Origin of the sequence: Solibacillus sp. FSL R5-0691 (assembly GCF_037974225.1) — a bacterium.
In the GTDB taxonomy this organism is placed as follows: Bacteria; Bacillota; Bacilli; order Bacillales_A; family Planococcaceae; genus Solibacillus.
Genome location: NZ_CP150231.1, coordinates 392,501 through 408,605 on the forward strand (window position 1 = coordinate 392,501; position 16,105 = coordinate 408,605).

The window sequence follows — 16,105 nt, forward strand, 5'->3', positions numbered from 1 at the left end:
ACAAAAGAATGAACTAGACGAAGCGACTTGGAAAGGTCCGCGAAACGAGGTAAAAGCCCTGTAGTCAAAAGTTCATTCCCTCCAGAGTGGATCCTGAGTACGGCGGAACACGTGAAATTCCGTCGGAATCCGGGAGGACCATCTCCCAAGGCTAAATACTACCTAGTGACCGATAGTGAACCAGTACCGTGAGGGAAAGGTGAAAAGCACCCCGGAAGGGGAGTGAAATAGATCCTGAAACCGTGTGCCTACAAGTAGTTAGAGCCCGTTAATGGGTGATAGCGTGCCTTTTGTAGAATGAACCGGCGAGTTACGATTACGTGCGAGGTTAAGTTGAGAAGACGGAGCCGCAGCGAAAGCGAGTCTGAATAGGGCGAATTAGTACGTGGTCGTAGACCCGAAACCAGGTGATCTACCCATGTCCAGGGTGAAGGTGAGGTAACACTCACTGGAGGCCCGAACCCACGCACGTTGAAAAGTGCGGGGATGAGGTGTGGGTAGCGGAGAAATTCCAATCGAACCTGGAGATAGCTGGTTCTCTCCGAAATAGCTTTAGGGCTAGCCTCGTGATTGAGAATACCGGAGGTAGAGCACTGTTTGGACTAGGGGGGCATCTCGCTTTACCGAATTCAGACAAACTCCGAATGCCGGATATTTATACACGGGAGTCAGACTGCGAGTGATAAGATCCGTAGTCAAGAGGGAAACAGCCCAGACCACCAGCTAAGGTCCCCAAGTAATCGTTAAGTGGAAAAGGATGTGGCGTTGCTTAGACAACCAGGATGTTGGCTTAGAAGCAGCCATCATTTAAAGAGTGCGTAATAGCTCACTGGTCGAGTGACGCTGCGCCGAAAATGTATCGGGGCTAAACGATTCACCGAAGCTGTGGATGCATACTTTGAGTATGCGTGGTAGGAGAGCGTTCTAACAGCGTTGAAGTCAGACCGGAAGGACTGGTGGAGCGGTTAGAAGTGAGAATGCCGGTATGAGTAGCGAAACATGGGTGAGAATCCCATGCACCGTATGACTAAGGTTTCCTGAGGAAGGCTCGTCCGCTCAGGGTTAGTCGGGACCTAAGCCGAGGCCGATAGGCGTAGGCGATGGACAACAGGTTGATATTCCTGTACCACCTCCTCACCGTTTGAGAAATGGGGGGACGCAGTAGGATAGGGTAAGCACGCCGTTGGTTGCGCGTGTTCAAGCAGTAAGGCGTGTATGTAGGCAAATCCGCATACTCTAACGTTGAGCTGTGATGACGAGCTCGTATGAGCGAAGTTCCTGATTTCACACTGCCAAGAAAAGCCTCTATCGAGGTGAGAGGTGCCCGTACCGCAAACCGACACAGGTAGTCGAGGAGAGAATCCTAAGGTGTGCGAGAGAACTCTCGTTAAGGAACTCGGCAAAATGACCCCGTAACTTCGGGAGAAGGGGTGCTTCTTTGGGTGCATAGCCTAGAGAAGCCGCAGTGAATAGGCCCAGGCGACTGTTTAGCAAAAACACAGGTCTCTGCAAAACCGTAAGGTGACGTATAGGGGCTGACGCCTGCCCGGTGCTGGAAGGTTAAGAGGAGCGGTTAGCGCAAGCGAAGCTGTGAATTGAAGCCCCAGTAAACGGCGGCCGTAACTATAACGGTCCTAAGGTAGCGAAATTCCTTGTCGGGTAAGTTCCGACCCGCACGAAAGGCGTAACGATCTGGGCACTGTCTCAACGAGAGACTCGGTGAAATTATAGTACCTGTGAAGATGCAGGTTACCCGCGACAGGACGGAAAGACCCCGTGGAGCTTTACTGTAGCCTGATATTGAATTTTGGTACAACTTGTACAGGATAGGTAGGAGCCAGAGATCTCGGAGCGCCAGCTTCGAAGGAGGCGTCGGTGGGATACTACCCTGGTTGTATTGAACTTCTAACCCATGCCCCTTAGCGGGGTAGGAGACAGTGTCAGGCGGACAGTTTGACTGGGGCGGTCGCCTCCTAAAGAGTAACGGAGGCGCCCAAAGGTTCCCTCAGAATGGTTGGAAATCATTCGTAGAGTGTAAAGGCATAAGGGAGCTTGACTGCGAGACCTACAAGTCGAGCAGGGTCGAAAGACGGGCTTAGTGATCCGGTGGTTCCGCATGGAAGGGCCATCGCTCAACGGATAAAAGCTACCCCGGGGATAACAGGCTTATCTCCCCCAAGAGTCCACATCGACGGGGAGGTTTGGCACCTCGATGTCGGCTCATCGCATCCTGGGGCTGTAGTCGGTCCCAAGGGTTGGGCTGTTCGCCCATTAAAGCGGTACGCGAGCTGGGTTCAGAACGTCGTGAGACAGTTCGGTCCCTATCCGTCGTGGGCGTAGGAAATTTGAGAGGAGCTGTCCTTAGTACGAGAGGACCGGGATGGACATACCGCTGGTGTACCAGTTGTCTTGCCAAAGGCATCGCTGGGTAGCTATGTATGGACGGGATAAGTGCTGAAAGCATCTAAGCATGAAGCCCCCCTCAAGATGAGATTTCCCATTACGCAAGTAAGTAAGACCCCTGAAAGACGATCAGGTAGATAGGTTCGAGGTGGAAGTGCGGCGACGTATGCAGCTGACGAATACTAATCGGTCGAGGACTTAACCACATTTTATTGCACAAATTCAATGAAACGTTTATCCAGTTTTGAAAGAATGAAAATTCTTTTAACTAAATAATTAAGTGAAGTGATGATGGCAAAGAGGTCACACCCGTTCCCATACCGAACACGGAAGTTAAGCTCTTTAGCGCCGATGGTAGTTGGGGGCTTCCCCCTGCGAGAGTAGGACGTCGCTTCGCTTATTTTTTTTGGGAGGATTAGCTCAGCTGGGAGAGCACCTGCCTTACAAGCAGGGGGTCGGCGGTTCGAGCCCGTCATCCTCCACCATTTTAATCAAGAGCCATTAGCTCAGTTGGTAGAGCATCTGACTTTTAATCAGAGGGTCGAAGGTTCGAGTCCTTCATGGCTCACCAGTTTTATAATCATTATATATACTGTCAGAATAAAAATTCTCTAATGCATTTTGCGGAAGTAGTTCAGTGGTAGAACACCACCTTGCCAAGGTGGGGGTCGCGAGTTCGAACCTCGTCTTCCGCTCCAAAAAAATGCCGGGGTGGCGGAACTGGCAGACGCACAGGACTTAAAATCCTGCGGTGAGTGATCACCGTGCCGGTTCGATTCCGGCCCTCGGCACCATCTTTTAAATAAACAATATGCGCCCGTAGCTCAATTGGATAGAGCGTCTGACTACGGATCAGAAGGTTGTGGGTTCGACTCCTGCCGGGCGCGCCATATTACTCAACTGGATAAAGCTTACATGCTTATCAAATAGAGATAAACTTATTATCATGGCTACCTAGCTCAGCTGGCTAGAGCATTCGGTTCATACCCGAAAGGTCGTGGGTTCGACTCCCTCGGTAGCCATTTTATACTTTTGGAGGTATACCCAAGTCTGGCTGAAGGGATCGGTCTTGAAAACCGACAGGCGGGTAACACCGCGCGGGGGTTCGAATCCCTCTACCTCCTCCATTTTTACAAACTGGGTACTTAAACAGATTCAACCATAATATTTTCGCGGGGTGGAGCAGTGGTAGCTCGTCGGGCTCATAACCCGAAGGTCGCAGGTTCAAGTCCTGCCCCCGCAACCAAATGGTCCCGTGGTGTAGCGGTTAACATGCCTGCCTGTCACGCAGGAGATCGCCGGTTCGATCCCGGTCGGGACCGCCATTTGTGGGTTTGTAGCTCAGTTGGTAGAGCATTAGATTGAAGCTCTAAGTGTCGGCGGTTCGATTCCGTCCAAACCCACCATATGCGGGTGTAGTTTAGTGGTAAAACCTCAGCCTTCCAAGCTGATGTTGTCGGTTCGATTCCGATCACCCGCTCCAGTTTTTAAATAGGGCCTATAGCTCAGCTGGTTAGAGCGCACGCCTGATAAGCGTGAGGTCGATGGTTCGAGTCCATTTAGGCCCACCATATACAATTATTCCGAAGTAGCTCAGTTGGTAGAGCATCCGGCTGTTAACCGGCAGGTCGCAGGTTCGAGTCCTGCCTTCGGAGCCATGGCCCGTTGGTCAAGTGGTTAAGACACCGCCCTTTCACGGCGGTAATACGGGTTCGAATCCCGTACGGGTCATTTTTAAGCATGTAGCAGAGGCTACATGCTTTTTTTATGCTTTTAATCTCTCTTTGCTTTTGTTCCTTATTCCTTATAAATAATATTCAACAGGTCTTATGAGTTTTTCTTAGATTACCGCCAGAATAATAAAGGTTTTTTGGCGTAAACACATTCAGAATTAATATTTTCCAAAAGTTGGTCGATATAAAAGGGGGTATAATTACACAAGACTTTAGGAGGGGTAATGGAATGAGTTTTTTAAAAGGATTAGGATCTTTAATAGGTGAAGTAACGGGAGAGATTGTAGGCGGTACTGTTAACTTAATAGGCGAGGTAACAGGCAGCGAGTTCATTGAGGAAGTCGGGGACGGAATTAAAAAAGCCTCTGCTTTTGCCGGGGACAAATTAGGTGAGGCGGCGAGCGGAACGTGGGATGTGGCTGCAGGGATAATCACGCAGGACGAATATCAGCGGAAAGAAGGGTTTAGCGATCTTGGACAGGCTACAGGCGATACGTTGAAGGCGATCGGAAATACAGTAGTCCATGTGGCTAAAAATGGTGTCGAAGTAGTGGACAGTCTGGCAGCAGGGGATACAGAACGGCTGCAGGGCGGCGTCAAAGAGCTTGTGAAAGTCGGTGCTGTTGGGGCTTTGTCATTCGGTATCATTGATCTGGTCGATGGATCTGAAGGAGAAGCTTCGCCTATTTCGAATCAGACAGCTTCTTTGCCATTGGCGGAAGGGGCATCGGATACGGCATTAGCGGAAAATCCGAACAACCATCATGTCGAGCCGCATTGGCGTACCTTGCCGAGTGGCGAGCAGATTTGGGTGGATGGTGATGGTGATACATCTATTAATACAAATGAAGGCTGGATTCAATCCAATCCGGACTACCGTGTGAAACTATAGAATGGGTTCCATTCTGAAAAGATATGGCAGCCCTGATCAAATTATTTGATCGGGGCTGATTTTTTTATGAAATAAAAGTTGTTCGGGCGATGAGTTACCTGATTAAAAGGAGTAATATTTGAAAAGTGCGGAGTATCCACGATAAGTATACATGTTTCTATGCAATATTGTGATGAATACAGCCACCGCCAAAATATGTTCAATCTATTGCTGGATCTAGCTTTGTAGAAATATGCATAGGCTACATGTCTACCAACTTGTACGCCCCTTATTCTTTAAGAGTGTCCTTATAAAAGTTGTCTAAAAGTGTTGCGATAGCATTTCTAAGGAGGCCAACGCTATGCATTACCCTAACCTACTTGGAGCAACCGGGGGGATAAATATCTGATTCATATCTACTGCTTCAAACTGTTCCTCTAACAATTGCTTCACCCGTTTATAATCAATCCGATACCATTTCGTTCGATCTGTGCAAAACTTATTAAGTGTATTTGTTGAAACGATCACACCTAACTTTTCCAGCTTTTGAATGATCCGCATAATTTTAGGGACATTCCAGAAAAGCAATTGCTTTGACCAATCCTCATATGACTGGCAATACCAGATTTCTCCGTTCCTTAAAACCCCTTGCTCTTCAAGTTTTTCATGAAGCTGTTGAAGTAATAATGCACCGTTTATACCAACTACTGTTGCTAAATCTTGTGATAAACTCATTTGTTCCCCATCTACTAAGAATATACTCATTTTCCATCCTCCTAATAATTGATTTCACATTTTATATAACTGATTGATACATAAAAAGGGGACATTCAGTTAAAAGTTTTTAAAATATATCATTTAATCCCATTCGCTAGGTCCGGTTTCTCCTTCTGAAAAATCAAGTTCAAATGGGGGAGATGGCATATCATAACGTTTACGTGCAATGGCATTGTTATAGTAGGATTCAAAGTTTTCTTCTTTAAACAATGTCGATGGCCGTAAATATTTTTGCATAAGTAAATCATCCATCCAACTTCTAACTTGTTCATCAATGACCATAAAGCAGTCTTCGATTGTAAAGCCATCATTTAAGCGTGAAGCGATATGTCGCTGGTTTGCTTTTAATTTTTTATTGAAGTTCGTTAATGCTTTTTCATTTAAGTAATCAATGACCATATAGATGGCATCTGTTTTATTTGTAATGTTTTTTTGAATGTCTTTAACTTCTCTTAAATAAGAGCGTTCCGTACGAACCTGTTGCGATGGTTCCTCCTGTAACACTGGCGTCGTTTCTGCCGTACCATTGGATGGATGGTTTTGGCCACTGTGAGCAAAAAAATATGCATCCACCATTTTATAATCGATGCGATACCATTTAGTACGGTCTCCTAAATAACGATTAAAACGACTATTGGAAATGACCAAACCTAATTTCTCTAAGCGCAAAAATTTCTTTTTAATCTTTTGAACGCCCCAAAAAGGAAATTGCTTCTGCCAGCGTTCATAAGACTGGCAATACCAGACTTCACCGTCTCGTGTCACACCTTGGTGATGTAATCTGAAATGCAATTGCTGTAACAATACGGCTTCTTCAAGGCCGATAGCCATTGCTAATTGCGGATATATTAATAACGGTGCATCATTTACAAGTGGTTTCATCCAAAAAGCTCCCTTCATCTTTAAGCACTATATGTCATTCAAAAAACGAAAAAGGGACAAATCCCACTCTTTAATTTTGGTTAATCTAGAAAAGGATGATCAAACCATTACTACCAAAAAGATATATAAGATACTATTCAAAAATAACTTCCTTTCTTTATTAAAAAATCTATAATAAATAAGGGAGGTTAGAAAATGAATAAAGTATGTAATCTATTATTAGTGTTTCTTCTGGCTGTATCTACGATGTTATATGCTTCACCAACAAGTGCGGAACAGGTGTTTACCGATGTACCGCCAAAACATAGTAACTATCAGGATATAGCTTATTTATTGAATAAAGGTATTATTAGTGCCGACAAAAAAACGTACGGTGTGAAAGATATTGTGACGCGTGAAGAAGTAGCGGTCATGGTGGCAAAAGCTGTCGGTCTTGATGGGACACAGCGAGTAACAAAATTTAAAGATGTTCCGAAGTCACATAAAAACAGTGGATATATTCAATCTGCTGTAGAAGCCGGGATCATTAACGGCTATACGGACGGCACATTCAAGCCGACGTCAAAAGTGACGCGTGGTCATATGGCAGCATTTATTGCACGCGCATTTGATTTACCTGCTGGCACGAAAACATTTAAAGATGTAAAAAAAGGGCATACAGCATATGAAGCAGTGAGCCAACTAGCTGCCGCAAAAATTACTACTGGTTATGAAGACGGTACATTCAGGCCTGCGAATAATTTAACACGTGCTCATATTTCTGCGTTTTTAGCACGTGCGGTGAAGTATCAGGAAAGCTTAGGGTCAACAACTTCTAAATTGAACGTCCACTTTTTAGATGTTGGACAAGGTGACTCGATTTTTGTTCAAGCACCAAATGGCAAAACAATGCTTATTGATGCAGGGACGAAAGAATACGGCAGCACGGTTGTTGCTTATTTGAAATCTAAAAATGTGAAGAAGCTTGATTATGTAGTAGCAACACATCCGGATGCCGATCATATCGGTGGATTAGCAGCAGTACTGGAAAGCTTTACGGTTGGAGAATTTATTAACAGCGGAAAAGTCCATACAACAGCAACGTATGAAAACTTACTGAAGATGGTAGTCGAGAAAAAAATTCCGTATACAGAGCCGAAAGTAGGCGACTTGATTTCATTGGATTCAAATGTGAAAACTCAAGTTTTAGCTGTCAATGCGCAGGCAAGTGATATGAATGATGCTTCGATCGTATTAAAACTGACCTATCAAAACATTTCTTTCTTATTGATGGGCGATGCGGATGCAGGAATCGAGGATCAAATTGCGAAGAAATATGATGTTTCCGCAACGATTTTAAAAGCGGGTCATCACGGTTCAAGCACAAGTAGTTCGCTTGGATTTTTACAAAAGGTAAATCCGAAAGCGGTAATTTTAAGTTATGAAGAGGGCAACAGCTATGGCCATCCGCATAAAGAAGTGCTTACAAACGTTAAAACTGTTGGTACAAAAGCATACTCAACTGCACAGGATGGCACAATTGCTGTGACAACGAACGGTCAATCTTATTCAATTAGTGCAAAAGAGTTCATCGTACCGAATACGACACCTGAACAACCAAAAGGTGATGTGAATTCGGGGACGTATGTTATTCCTGGCGCACCGACTGCCTTTAAAAACTGTACAGAAATGCGAGTTTATTATCCGAAAGGGGTCAGCTCATCGCATCCCGCTTACGCAACAGCAAGAGACGGCGATAAAGACGGCTGGGCTTGTGAATTATAATATACGTGAAGCAGCTTAAGTGATTTTTGCTTAAGCTGTTTTTTTGTTGGGCGGTTTTATTAGAACAATGGTGTAGGATATTAGAAAAGTTGGAGGGGATATTAGAAGAAACTTGGGTGATATTAGAAGTTCCGCCGGTTTCAGCTGAATTGAAGGCTCGTTTACGCCTGAATACGCTGAACTTGAATTGCGATCAAAATTTATTAGAACAATTGGACCGGATATTAGAAGAAGTACGTGAGATATTAGCTGATCGAAAGCGGATATTCGAACAAAGCGACGACTTATTAGAACAACTCCCCATTATATTAGAAAATCGCAACTTTATTAGAACAAATAAAAATATATTAGAACTTTTCCCAACATATTAGAACATTGCAGCCAACCTTATAAAGCGTGTATCTTTAAGTAAAGAGGTGGATGAAATGAAGCATGAATATAAAAAGCATGAAAAAGAACTGTATGGCACAAAAGACAAACCGGCACTTTTGGACGTCCCGCAACAAAAATATATTTGCATCAAAGGTGAGGGGAATCCGAATGGAGAAGACTTTAAAAAACGCGTAGAGGCTTTATACAGTTTGGCGTATACGATTCGTATGAGCCATAAAAATGGATTTGCGCCGGATGATTATTTTGAGTATACGGTCTACCCGCTTGAAGGGCTGTGGGATAAGAAGAACTATGATTCCGATGAGCTTCACCTGGATGACCTTGTCTATACGATTATGATCCGCCAGCCGGAATTTGTGGATGAAGCAATGTTCAATAAAGCGATAGAAGTGGCGCGGAACAAGAAACGTATTGAGCTGTTGTCCGAAGTTTACTTTGATGTGATGACGGATGGTTTATCGGTTCAAATGCTGCATATCGGTCCGTTTGCTACAGAGGGGGAGACGTTCTCGGTCATGCAGGAATTTGTTGAAAATAATGACTTGCACATTAAAACATTGGTGCACCGCGAAATTTATTTATCGGATCCGCGTAAAGTAACCGGTGATCGATTGAAAACATTGCTGCGCTACCGTGTAGAAGAAAATAAATGAAAAAACGAAACACCAGCAGCATGTCCGGTGTTTCGTTTTTTTAGATTAACTATTACTGAACGCGGGCAAACCCGAATCCAGAAGCGTAGTCATCGCCTGTACCTGCACCGTAACCGCCTTTAATGTCTACAGCTTTTGCGCGTGTTTGTAAGTTCGAGCGCAGTTGTGTGTGAGACCAAGACGGGTTTTGAGCCCAGATTTTTGCAGCTAAACCTGCCACGTGAGGTGTAGCCATCGATGTACCGCTAATTGTGTTATAGCCACCGTTATACCATGTAGAGTAAATAGCTGAACCAGGAGCTGAAATTTCGACATCACCTTGCTGGATGACATAGTCGCCAGCAGTAGAAGCGTATCCGCGTGAAGAGTAGTCAGCTACACGGTAAGTTCCGTTTTGCTGTACATTTTCCAATGCTGCAACCGCAATGGCATTCGGTAATGCACCTGGGTAACCGATTGATCCTTGAGAATAACCTGAGTTACCAGCAGCCGCAACAACAAGTACGCCTTTGCTGTATGCATAGTTAACAGCACTTGAAATGAGGCTGTTGTTCGCTGATGAACCTAATGACATGTTGATGACTGTTTTCGTTCTAGTCGATGTTGCTTGGTCAGCCGCATGACGGATTGCAGCAGCAATGTCATCTGAATAACCAGAACCGCTGTCTGTTAACACTTTGTATGCCCAAAGATCTGCATCTGGAGCAACACCGTAAACGCCGCCTCGGTCGCTACCGCCATCAGCCAATGCTGAACCGGCAACATGCGTACCGTGGCCGTTTCTGTCAGTACAGCTATTGTTTACAACAGTTGTCGCTGTTGTGAAGTCTTTACATTGTTCCACATTATTGGCTAGGTCAGGGTGGGAAGTGTTTACTCCTGTATCAAGTACAGCGATATTTACGCCGCTTCCTCCAGATGTAGATGTTAATGAACTATTGTTATAAATCGCTTTAATTCCCCATGGTACTTGCTGGGAAGCTCTTGCGAAAGCTGATGCATCCGGTGTTCTTTCCTCTACTGTATAATCCTGTCCCAATTCAAAATTGGTCGGATCTAATGAAACGACAGGAACTTTTGTCACTGTGAAATTTTTGTTCTTTTGTAGTGCTTGGAATTGCTTTTCATTCATTTCCGTTGAAAATCCGTTCTCTGTTAATTCCCAACGAGCTGAATATTGTGCTTTTGCTGATTGTTTAGCAGACTGATTGTTTGCTTCAACGTACACACGGAACTTTTCCTGTCCGACATTGTTTGCCGAATTGTCTTCACTACCTAAAGTAGCCGCTTGTGCCGGACTCATTAATGATCCTGCAATTAAAAGACTAAATAATGTACTCTTTACCTTTTTCATTTTTCCTGACCCCTTTTCAAAATGTATTTGGATTACATATTGAATTTATCACATTACTAGTTTTTTGATTATTGGGAAAATATTGAGTATACTAGATAAACTATCTAACTTTTAAAGGGGTGTGGTATTTGAATGAAAATAGGTTCTTTAATAAAGTACTATCGTACGAAGCTGGGAATGACTCAAAATGAGGTAGCGGCGGGGATTTGCTCAATTCCACATTTAAGTAAAATAGAAAACAATAATAAAGAAGCAAACTGTGAGACAATTCGTCTGATCTTGGAACGCTTGAATATTAATAGCCAAGACGTTGAAAATAGCGAACAGCATATCACAAAGTTATTGAAAGACTTACAAAAACAGATCAATTATCTAGAAAATGAGAAAGCTAATGAGACAATGGACCGATTAAAAGAGTATGAAGAAATTATCGGCTTTACGGAATCGGTCTATTTATATGAACTTTATAAACTACGTTACTATGTTTTCATTAACGAATATAAATTGGCGGAACAACAGTTGAAATGGCTAAGTGCCCATCGTCAAAATTTTTCCCAACATGAGAGATATTTACATTCCTACTGTTATGCGTTAGTTTTATTAACAAGAGGAAAATATGCGGAAGCCGCTGTACAACTCACTACTATACTTCAGACAAATCCGGAACTGGGGTCACTGGAAGGGGAGTTTTACTATCACTTTTCATTAATAAAAGGACGGCTTGATGAACCAAGCCAGGCAATTATTTATGGGAGAAAAGCACTGCATTTTTATAAAGATCAGTTTAATTTTAAGCGCATTATTTATACGTCGATGTCACTCGCTCTTTATTACGCGCAGGGGAAAGTGTTTCATGAGGCAATCGAAATTTATGATCATCTTCTGAGAAATGTTGAGTTGATGCAACAGCAACAGTTACTGCCTGCTATCTACCATAATCTTGGGGATTTATATCAAATGAGAGGCGAATATGAAAATGCCCTCGTTTACTTTGAGAAAAGTGCGGCGTTAATGGAAAATAACAGCGATAACTATCTATTTTGTTTATATAATTTGGGCATGACGCAATTCCGTCTTGACCAAAAGGAAGAAAGTATGAAAACCTTTATTATTTTAAAGGAAGAAGCAAAAAGTAAGAAAAAAGTAAGTTTCAATTTATTTGCTTCTTTTTATTTATATTTGCTAGGTGGACAAGAAAAGAAAGCGATGGAATTTTTAGAGGGGAGGTTAATTCCGTTCACGGCAAACAGCGAAGAATTTAAAGAAATGCACCAGCAGTTTTCTTATTTGTTGGGTGAGTACTACCGTCAAGAAAAGAAATTTGAAAAAGCAATCCAATTTATTTAATTATAAAGGAGACGAAGAATATGAAGAAAAACGTTAAATTATCACTATTATTATTAAGTGTGGCATTGGTGACATTGTCTATCCCAATTTATCCCCCAGTTTTATCATAATATAAAAGCGCCATCCAAAAGCTTAAACAGCTGCTGGATGGCGTTTTGCAATTATTTCATTACCTTTGACGTCATTAAAAAAGCAAAGCCTTCAGCACTTTCCAGTGAAAAAGAAGCACCGCGACCTTCCATCACATCCACTACAACTTGCATATGCTTTAAATACTCTGCCTGATGCTTATCAATATAATACGGAACTCCCGCAATTTCTCCGATAAGAACAAGCTGGCTGCTAATATAGTGGCCGTCCGCCTGAAAACACATCGGCACCGTACCATCACAGCATCCAGAGGATTGTTCAAAAAGTAAGTTTCCATGCCTTGCCTTCAACAGCTCAATTACCTCAACCGCTTTTTCGGTTGCGATTAGTTTTTCCATATAAAATGACCTCCTTTTATGGATAATGCTTTGGAAATTTGAGATATCTATCCACTCACTTCAGGTAGCTTGTTGGAGCTGGTCCGCTCTGCTGCGTTGCGGGGCATGCTTTTTTAGGGGGGCGTGGCTTCAACTAATTAAATGCTTGCCAATACGTCGGCAAGCATTTAGTGGATTTTCCGCGCACGCTGATCCCCTAGAAGTCAGCCCCTCCACTCCGCGCCGCTCTGTTTTCTTCTCATAAAGCCCACAGCAACCCCAATTAAAACATTAAAAAAGGGATGTGCTACATTAGCACATCCCTCATATTGCTTCGGCTTAGAAGAAACCTTGAGCGTTTTTGTTGTAGCTTACTAACATACATTTTGTTTGTTGGTAGTGCTCTAACATCATTAAGTGGTTTTCGCGGCCGATACCTGATTTTTTGAATCCGCCGAATGCTGCGTGTGCAGGGTATTGGTGGTAAGTGTTTGTCCAAACACGACCAGCTTGGATACCACGAACAGCGCGGTAAGCTGTATCCATGTTACGAGACCATACACCAGCACCTAGACCGAATTCTGTATCGTTTGCGATTTCCATTGCTTCTTCAAAAGTAGAGAATGTTGTTACAGAAAGAACTGGACCAAAGATCTCTTCTTGGAAAATACGCATTTTATTGTTACCTTTGAATACTGTTGGTGCTACATAGTAGCCGCCTTCTTGGTCAGCATCTAATTGGTTTTGGTAGCCGCCGATAAGTAGCTCAGCGCCTTCTTCTTTACCGATTTCGATGTAAGATAAGATTTTTTGTAATTGCTCATTTGAAGCTTGAGCACCCATCATTACTTCTGTATCTAATGGGTTACCGATTTTGATTGCTTTAACGCGCTCTAATACACGTTCCATGAATTTGTCGTAAATAGATTCGTGAATTAATGCACGTGAAGGACAAGTACAAATTTCGCCTGAGTTTAATGCGAACATTACTAAACCTTCGATTGCTTTATCTAAATACTCATCGTCTTGATCCATTACGTCTGGGAAGAAGATGTTCGGTGATTTACCACCAAGCTCTAATGTTACAGGGATAATGTTTTCTGTCGCATATTGCATAATTAAACGGCCAACACCAGTAGAGCCAGTGAATGCTACTTTTTGGATACGTGGGTTTGTAGCAAGTGGTTTACCTACTTCAACACCTAAACCGTTCACAACATTGAATACACCTTTTGGCAGTAAATCTTGGATTAATTCAATTAATACCATGATTGAAGCTGGTGTTTGTTCAGCAGGCTTCATTACGATTACGTTACCAGCTGCTAAAGCAGGTGCGATTTTCCAAGTAGCCATAAGTAATGGGAAGTTCCAAGGAATAATTTGACCTACAACACCGATTGGCTCATGGAAGTGGTATGCTACTGTATCGTTATCGATTTGAGAAATACCGCCTTCTTGTGCACGGATTGCTCCAGCGAAGTAACGGAAGTGGTCGATAGCTAATGGAATATCAGCGTTTAATGTTTCACGTACTGCTTTACCGTTGTCCCAAGTTTCAGCAACAGCGATTTTTTCTAAGTTTTCTTCAATGCGGTCTGCAATTTTATTTAAAATATTCGCGCGGTATGCAACAGAAGTTTGTGCCCAGGCACCTTTAGCTGCATGTGCTGCGTCTAATGCTAATTCAATATCTTCTTCAGTTGAGCGAGCAACTGTAGTAAATACTTTACCAGTTACAGGTGATTTTACATCCAGGTATTGCCCTTTAACAGGAGCAACCCATTCGCCACCGATAAAGTTATCATATTTTTCTTTAAAGTTGATTACTGCACCAGCAGTATTAGGGTTTGCATAGATCATCTATTAACACCTCTATTATGTTATTAAAGTTGTGACAACTTTATGAACCTATTATGCACTCATGTATGAAAAATCGCAAATGAAAATGCTTTCATAGTTACTTGTGTTGCTATTTTTGTAAAAGGAAATTGCATGTAAATAACATTTTGAGGGTGATATTTATGTACTGATACAGAAATGATTGGAGTATGAAGCGATGAAAAAATAGTGGGATAATACTTATATTATTATAGTAAGTGGTTATTATATAACAAAAGTAACTAATGAAAATATGTGAATAAAAATACATAAAAATTAATAAATATTTTTTATGAAATCTAGCAAATCTGGAGTCATTTTAGTGTTTTAAATGAATTAACTGCCTCATATTTTCTAGTTTTTACTGTTTATTGTTAACTTAAAGGTATTTTTAGTTATTCGCATTACGAAATAATTTAAGTTAAAATGGACGTATTCATCAAAAGAAAAGGGGAGGAGTTATGCTTCTTGTATTCGTAATTGCACTTATTGGAGCACTTCTATTCTCCGCACTTTCATTGCCGATTCCATGGCTGATCGGTCCTATCTTTTCGGTATTAATCGCACAATTTTTCATCAAAGACCGGCTCAGATGGCCAGCAGTTTTGCGAAATACCGGGCTTGTCATCGTCGGTGTCGCGATTGGTCAACAATTTGATTTCGCACTATTTTCCGATTTCAAATCACTGCTGTTCTTTATGGTCATCGTCAATGTTCTGTTATTTGCGTTTTGTTTAGGGATTGCATGGATCATTGCCAAGTCAACGGGACTTACATTTAAAACGGCCGTTGCTGCCAATGTACCGGGCGGATTGTCACAGCTTGTATTGTTTGCAGAAGAAGAAGGGGATGTGCATTTAACAGCGGTCACGTATTTTCATATCGTCCGTGTGTTGGGGGTCGTACTGCTTATTCCGTTTTTAGTTTCCGGTCATGTTGTTGGGGGAGCGAGTATTCCGTTGACATGGGATGTTTGGCAAGTCGTTCTGGTCATTTTGCTTGCCGCTATTGCCGTGCCACTTGGCAGAAAATTAAAGCTGCCTGTTGCACACTTTTTAACGCCAATCATCATTGTCATCGGTTTAAAATTCTTTGGAATTGAAGCGCCGACAATGCCGAGTGATGTGCTTCATATTGCGCAAATACTAATCGGTGCCTATATCGGGCTATTATTAAAACCGGAAACATTGCGTTTGCCATTGAAAGTTTTAATCGGCGGAGTGACCAGTACTGTTGCGATGATTATTCTCACATACGGCACAAGCTTGCTTATCGCCAAGTTTTTAGATTTAAGTTTTGCGACAAGCTTTTTAAGTACAGCACCAGGTGGGCTTGATCAAATGGGTCTGTTGGCTGCTGCGGTAAAAGCAGATATTTCCGTTGTGACAGTATTCCAGCTGTTTCGTCTGTTATTTATTTTCCTATGCATACTGCCTATTATTAAATGGGTTTACCGGGATCGGGGAGAGACTGTTCAACAAAATTAATATGCAGCTGCATTAATTATATGCCGTGTATTCAATCGATTAATTGTGACAGCATTATCACGACATTTTAAGTGGAAAGATGAGAAAAAAAGCCTG

11 protein-coding genes, 14 tRNA genes and 2 rRNA genes (1 of these 27 only partly in view) are annotated in these 16,105 nt (G+C 42.6%); 22 read left to right on the forward strand and 5 right to left on the reverse strand.

Translation table 11 applies throughout. The annotated features are described in order from the left end of the window. The 17 genes from MKY51_RS01950 to MKY51_RS02030 form a co-directional block, all read left to right on the forward strand. A 23S ribosomal RNA gene (locus MKY51_RS01950) occupies positions 1 to 2,609 on the forward strand; it begins 320 nt to the left of the window's first position. A 75-nt stretch (positions 2,610 to 2,684) separates the two neighbouring features. After that, positions 2,685 to 2,800 (forward strand): 5S ribosomal RNA (rrf, locus tag MKY51_RS01955). Between the two features lie 12 nt (positions 2,801 to 2,812). Further along, positions 2,813 to 2,888 (forward strand) — tRNA-Val (locus MKY51_RS01960). 10 nt (positions 2,889 to 2,898) lie between these two features. Further along, positions 2,899 to 2,974: transfer RNA gene (locus tag MKY51_RS01965), tRNA-Lys, on the forward strand. A gap of 52 nt (positions 2,975 to 3,026) precedes the next feature. After that, positions 3,027 to 3,101 (forward strand) — tRNA-Gly (locus MKY51_RS01970). A 7-nt stretch (positions 3,102 to 3,108) separates the two neighbouring features. Beyond that, positions 3,109 to 3,197 (forward strand) — tRNA-Leu (locus MKY51_RS01975). Between the two features lie 19 nt (positions 3,198 to 3,216). Then, positions 3,217 to 3,293: transfer RNA gene (locus MKY51_RS01980), tRNA-Arg, on the forward strand. Positions 3,294 to 3,351: 58 nt separating this feature from the next. Next, a tRNA-Met gene (locus MKY51_RS01985) sits at positions 3,352 to 3,425 on the forward strand. 12 nt (positions 3,426 to 3,437) lie between these two features. Continuing rightward, positions 3,438 to 3,530, forward strand: a tRNA-Ser gene (locus MKY51_RS01990). 44 nt (positions 3,531 to 3,574) lie between these two features. Next, positions 3,575 to 3,649 (forward strand) — tRNA-Met (locus MKY51_RS01995). Between the two features lie 3 nt (positions 3,650 to 3,652). Further along, positions 3,653 to 3,728 (forward strand) — tRNA-Asp (locus MKY51_RS02000). A 5-nt stretch (positions 3,729 to 3,733) separates the two neighbouring features. Then, positions 3,734 to 3,809 (forward strand) — tRNA-Phe (locus tag MKY51_RS02005). Between the two features lie 3 nt (positions 3,810 to 3,812). Then, positions 3,813 to 3,886 (forward strand) — tRNA-Gly (locus MKY51_RS02010). A gap of 11 nt (positions 3,887 to 3,897) precedes the next feature. Beyond that, a tRNA-Ile gene (locus tag MKY51_RS02015) sits at positions 3,898 to 3,974 on the forward strand. Between the two features lie 11 nt (positions 3,975 to 3,985). Continuing rightward, positions 3,986 to 4,061: transfer RNA gene (locus MKY51_RS02020), tRNA-Asn, on the forward strand. 1 nt (position 4,062) lies between these two features. Then, positions 4,063 to 4,134: transfer RNA gene (locus tag MKY51_RS02025), tRNA-Glu, on the forward strand. A 231-nt stretch (positions 4,135 to 4,365) separates the two neighbouring features. After that, on the forward strand, positions 4,366 to 5,028 hold the full coding sequence (locus tag MKY51_RS02030; protein WP_339174983.1) for a hypothetical protein: 663 nt from the start codon (positions 4,366 to 4,368) through the stop codon (positions 5,026 to 5,028). Between the two features lie 345 nt (positions 5,029 to 5,373). Here the strand turns inward: MKY51_RS02030 and MKY51_RS02035 are convergent, their stop codons facing one another. After that, complete coding sequence (locus MKY51_RS02035; protein ID WP_339174984.1) at positions 5,374 to 5,772, reverse strand: hypothetical protein; 399 nt, start codon at positions 5,770 to 5,772, stop codon at positions 5,374 to 5,376. Positions 5,773 to 5,865: 93 nt separating this feature from the next. Continuing rightward, entirely contained in the window at positions 5,866 to 6,666 is an 801-nt protein-coding gene (locus MKY51_RS02040; protein ID WP_339174986.1) for a conserved phage C-terminal domain-containing protein, read from the reverse strand. A gap of 195 nt (positions 6,667 to 6,861) precedes the next feature. On the opposite strand from MKY51_RS02040, the gene MKY51_RS02045 reads away from it, so the two are divergent. The 3 genes from MKY51_RS02045 to MKY51_RS02055 all read left to right on the forward strand — a co-directional run bounded on the left by MKY51_RS02045 (position 6,862) and on the right by MKY51_RS02055 (position 9,476). Next, entirely contained in the window at positions 6,862 to 8,430 is a 1,569-nt protein-coding gene (locus tag MKY51_RS02045; RefSeq protein WP_339174988.1) for an S-layer homology domain-containing protein, read from the forward strand. 89 nt (positions 8,431 to 8,519) lie between these two features. Beyond that, positions 8,520 to 8,801: a hypothetical protein gene (locus MKY51_RS02050; RefSeq protein ID WP_339174990.1), complete on the forward strand. Its 282-nt coding sequence runs from the start codon at positions 8,520 to 8,522 to the stop codon at positions 8,799 to 8,801. A 54-nt stretch (positions 8,802 to 8,855) separates the two neighbouring features. Beyond that, entirely contained in the window at positions 8,856 to 9,476 is a 621-nt protein-coding gene (locus tag MKY51_RS02055) for a GyrI-like domain-containing protein (RefSeq protein WP_339174992.1), read from the forward strand. Positions 9,477 to 9,528: 52 nt separating this feature from the next. On the opposite strand, the gene MKY51_RS02060 is transcribed toward MKY51_RS02055, so the two are convergent. Continuing rightward, positions 9,529 to 10,830: a S8 family peptidase gene (locus tag MKY51_RS02060; protein ID WP_339174993.1), complete on the reverse strand. Its 1,302-nt coding sequence runs from the start codon at positions 10,828 to 10,830 to the stop codon at positions 9,529 to 9,531. Between the two features lie 132 nt (positions 10,831 to 10,962). Here MKY51_RS02060 and MKY51_RS02065 point away from each other — a divergent pair, with 132 nt between their 5' ends. Continuing rightward, positions 10,963 to 12,177: a tetratricopeptide repeat protein gene (locus tag MKY51_RS02065; protein ID WP_339174994.1), complete on the forward strand. Its 1,215-nt coding sequence runs from the start codon at positions 10,963 to 10,965 to the stop codon at positions 12,175 to 12,177. A gap of 161 nt (positions 12,178 to 12,338) precedes the next feature. Here the strand turns inward: MKY51_RS02065 and MKY51_RS02070 are convergent, their stop codons facing one another. Together MKY51_RS02070 and MKY51_RS02075 are read right to left on the reverse strand one after the other, a co-directional pair. Beyond that, on the reverse strand, positions 12,339 to 12,665 hold the full coding sequence (locus MKY51_RS02070; protein ID WP_339174995.1) for a DUF779 domain-containing protein: 327 nt from the start codon (positions 12,663 to 12,665) through the stop codon (positions 12,339 to 12,341). Between the two features lie 318 nt (positions 12,666 to 12,983). Continuing rightward, the gene (locus MKY51_RS02075) at positions 12,984 to 14,504 is read right to left on the reverse strand and encodes an aldehyde dehydrogenase family protein (protein WP_339174996.1); all 1,521 of its coding nucleotides are present in this window, start codon (positions 14,502 to 14,504) and stop codon (positions 12,984 to 12,986) included. A 479-nt stretch (positions 14,505 to 14,983) separates the two neighbouring features. Here MKY51_RS02075 and MKY51_RS02080 point away from each other — a divergent pair, with 479 nt between their 5' ends. After that, complete coding sequence (locus MKY51_RS02080) at positions 14,984 to 16,009, forward strand: AbrB family transcriptional regulator (protein WP_339174997.1); 1,026 nt, start codon at positions 14,984 to 14,986, stop codon at positions 16,007 to 16,009. The last annotated feature ends 96 nt before the right edge of the window (positions 16,010 to 16,105 follow it).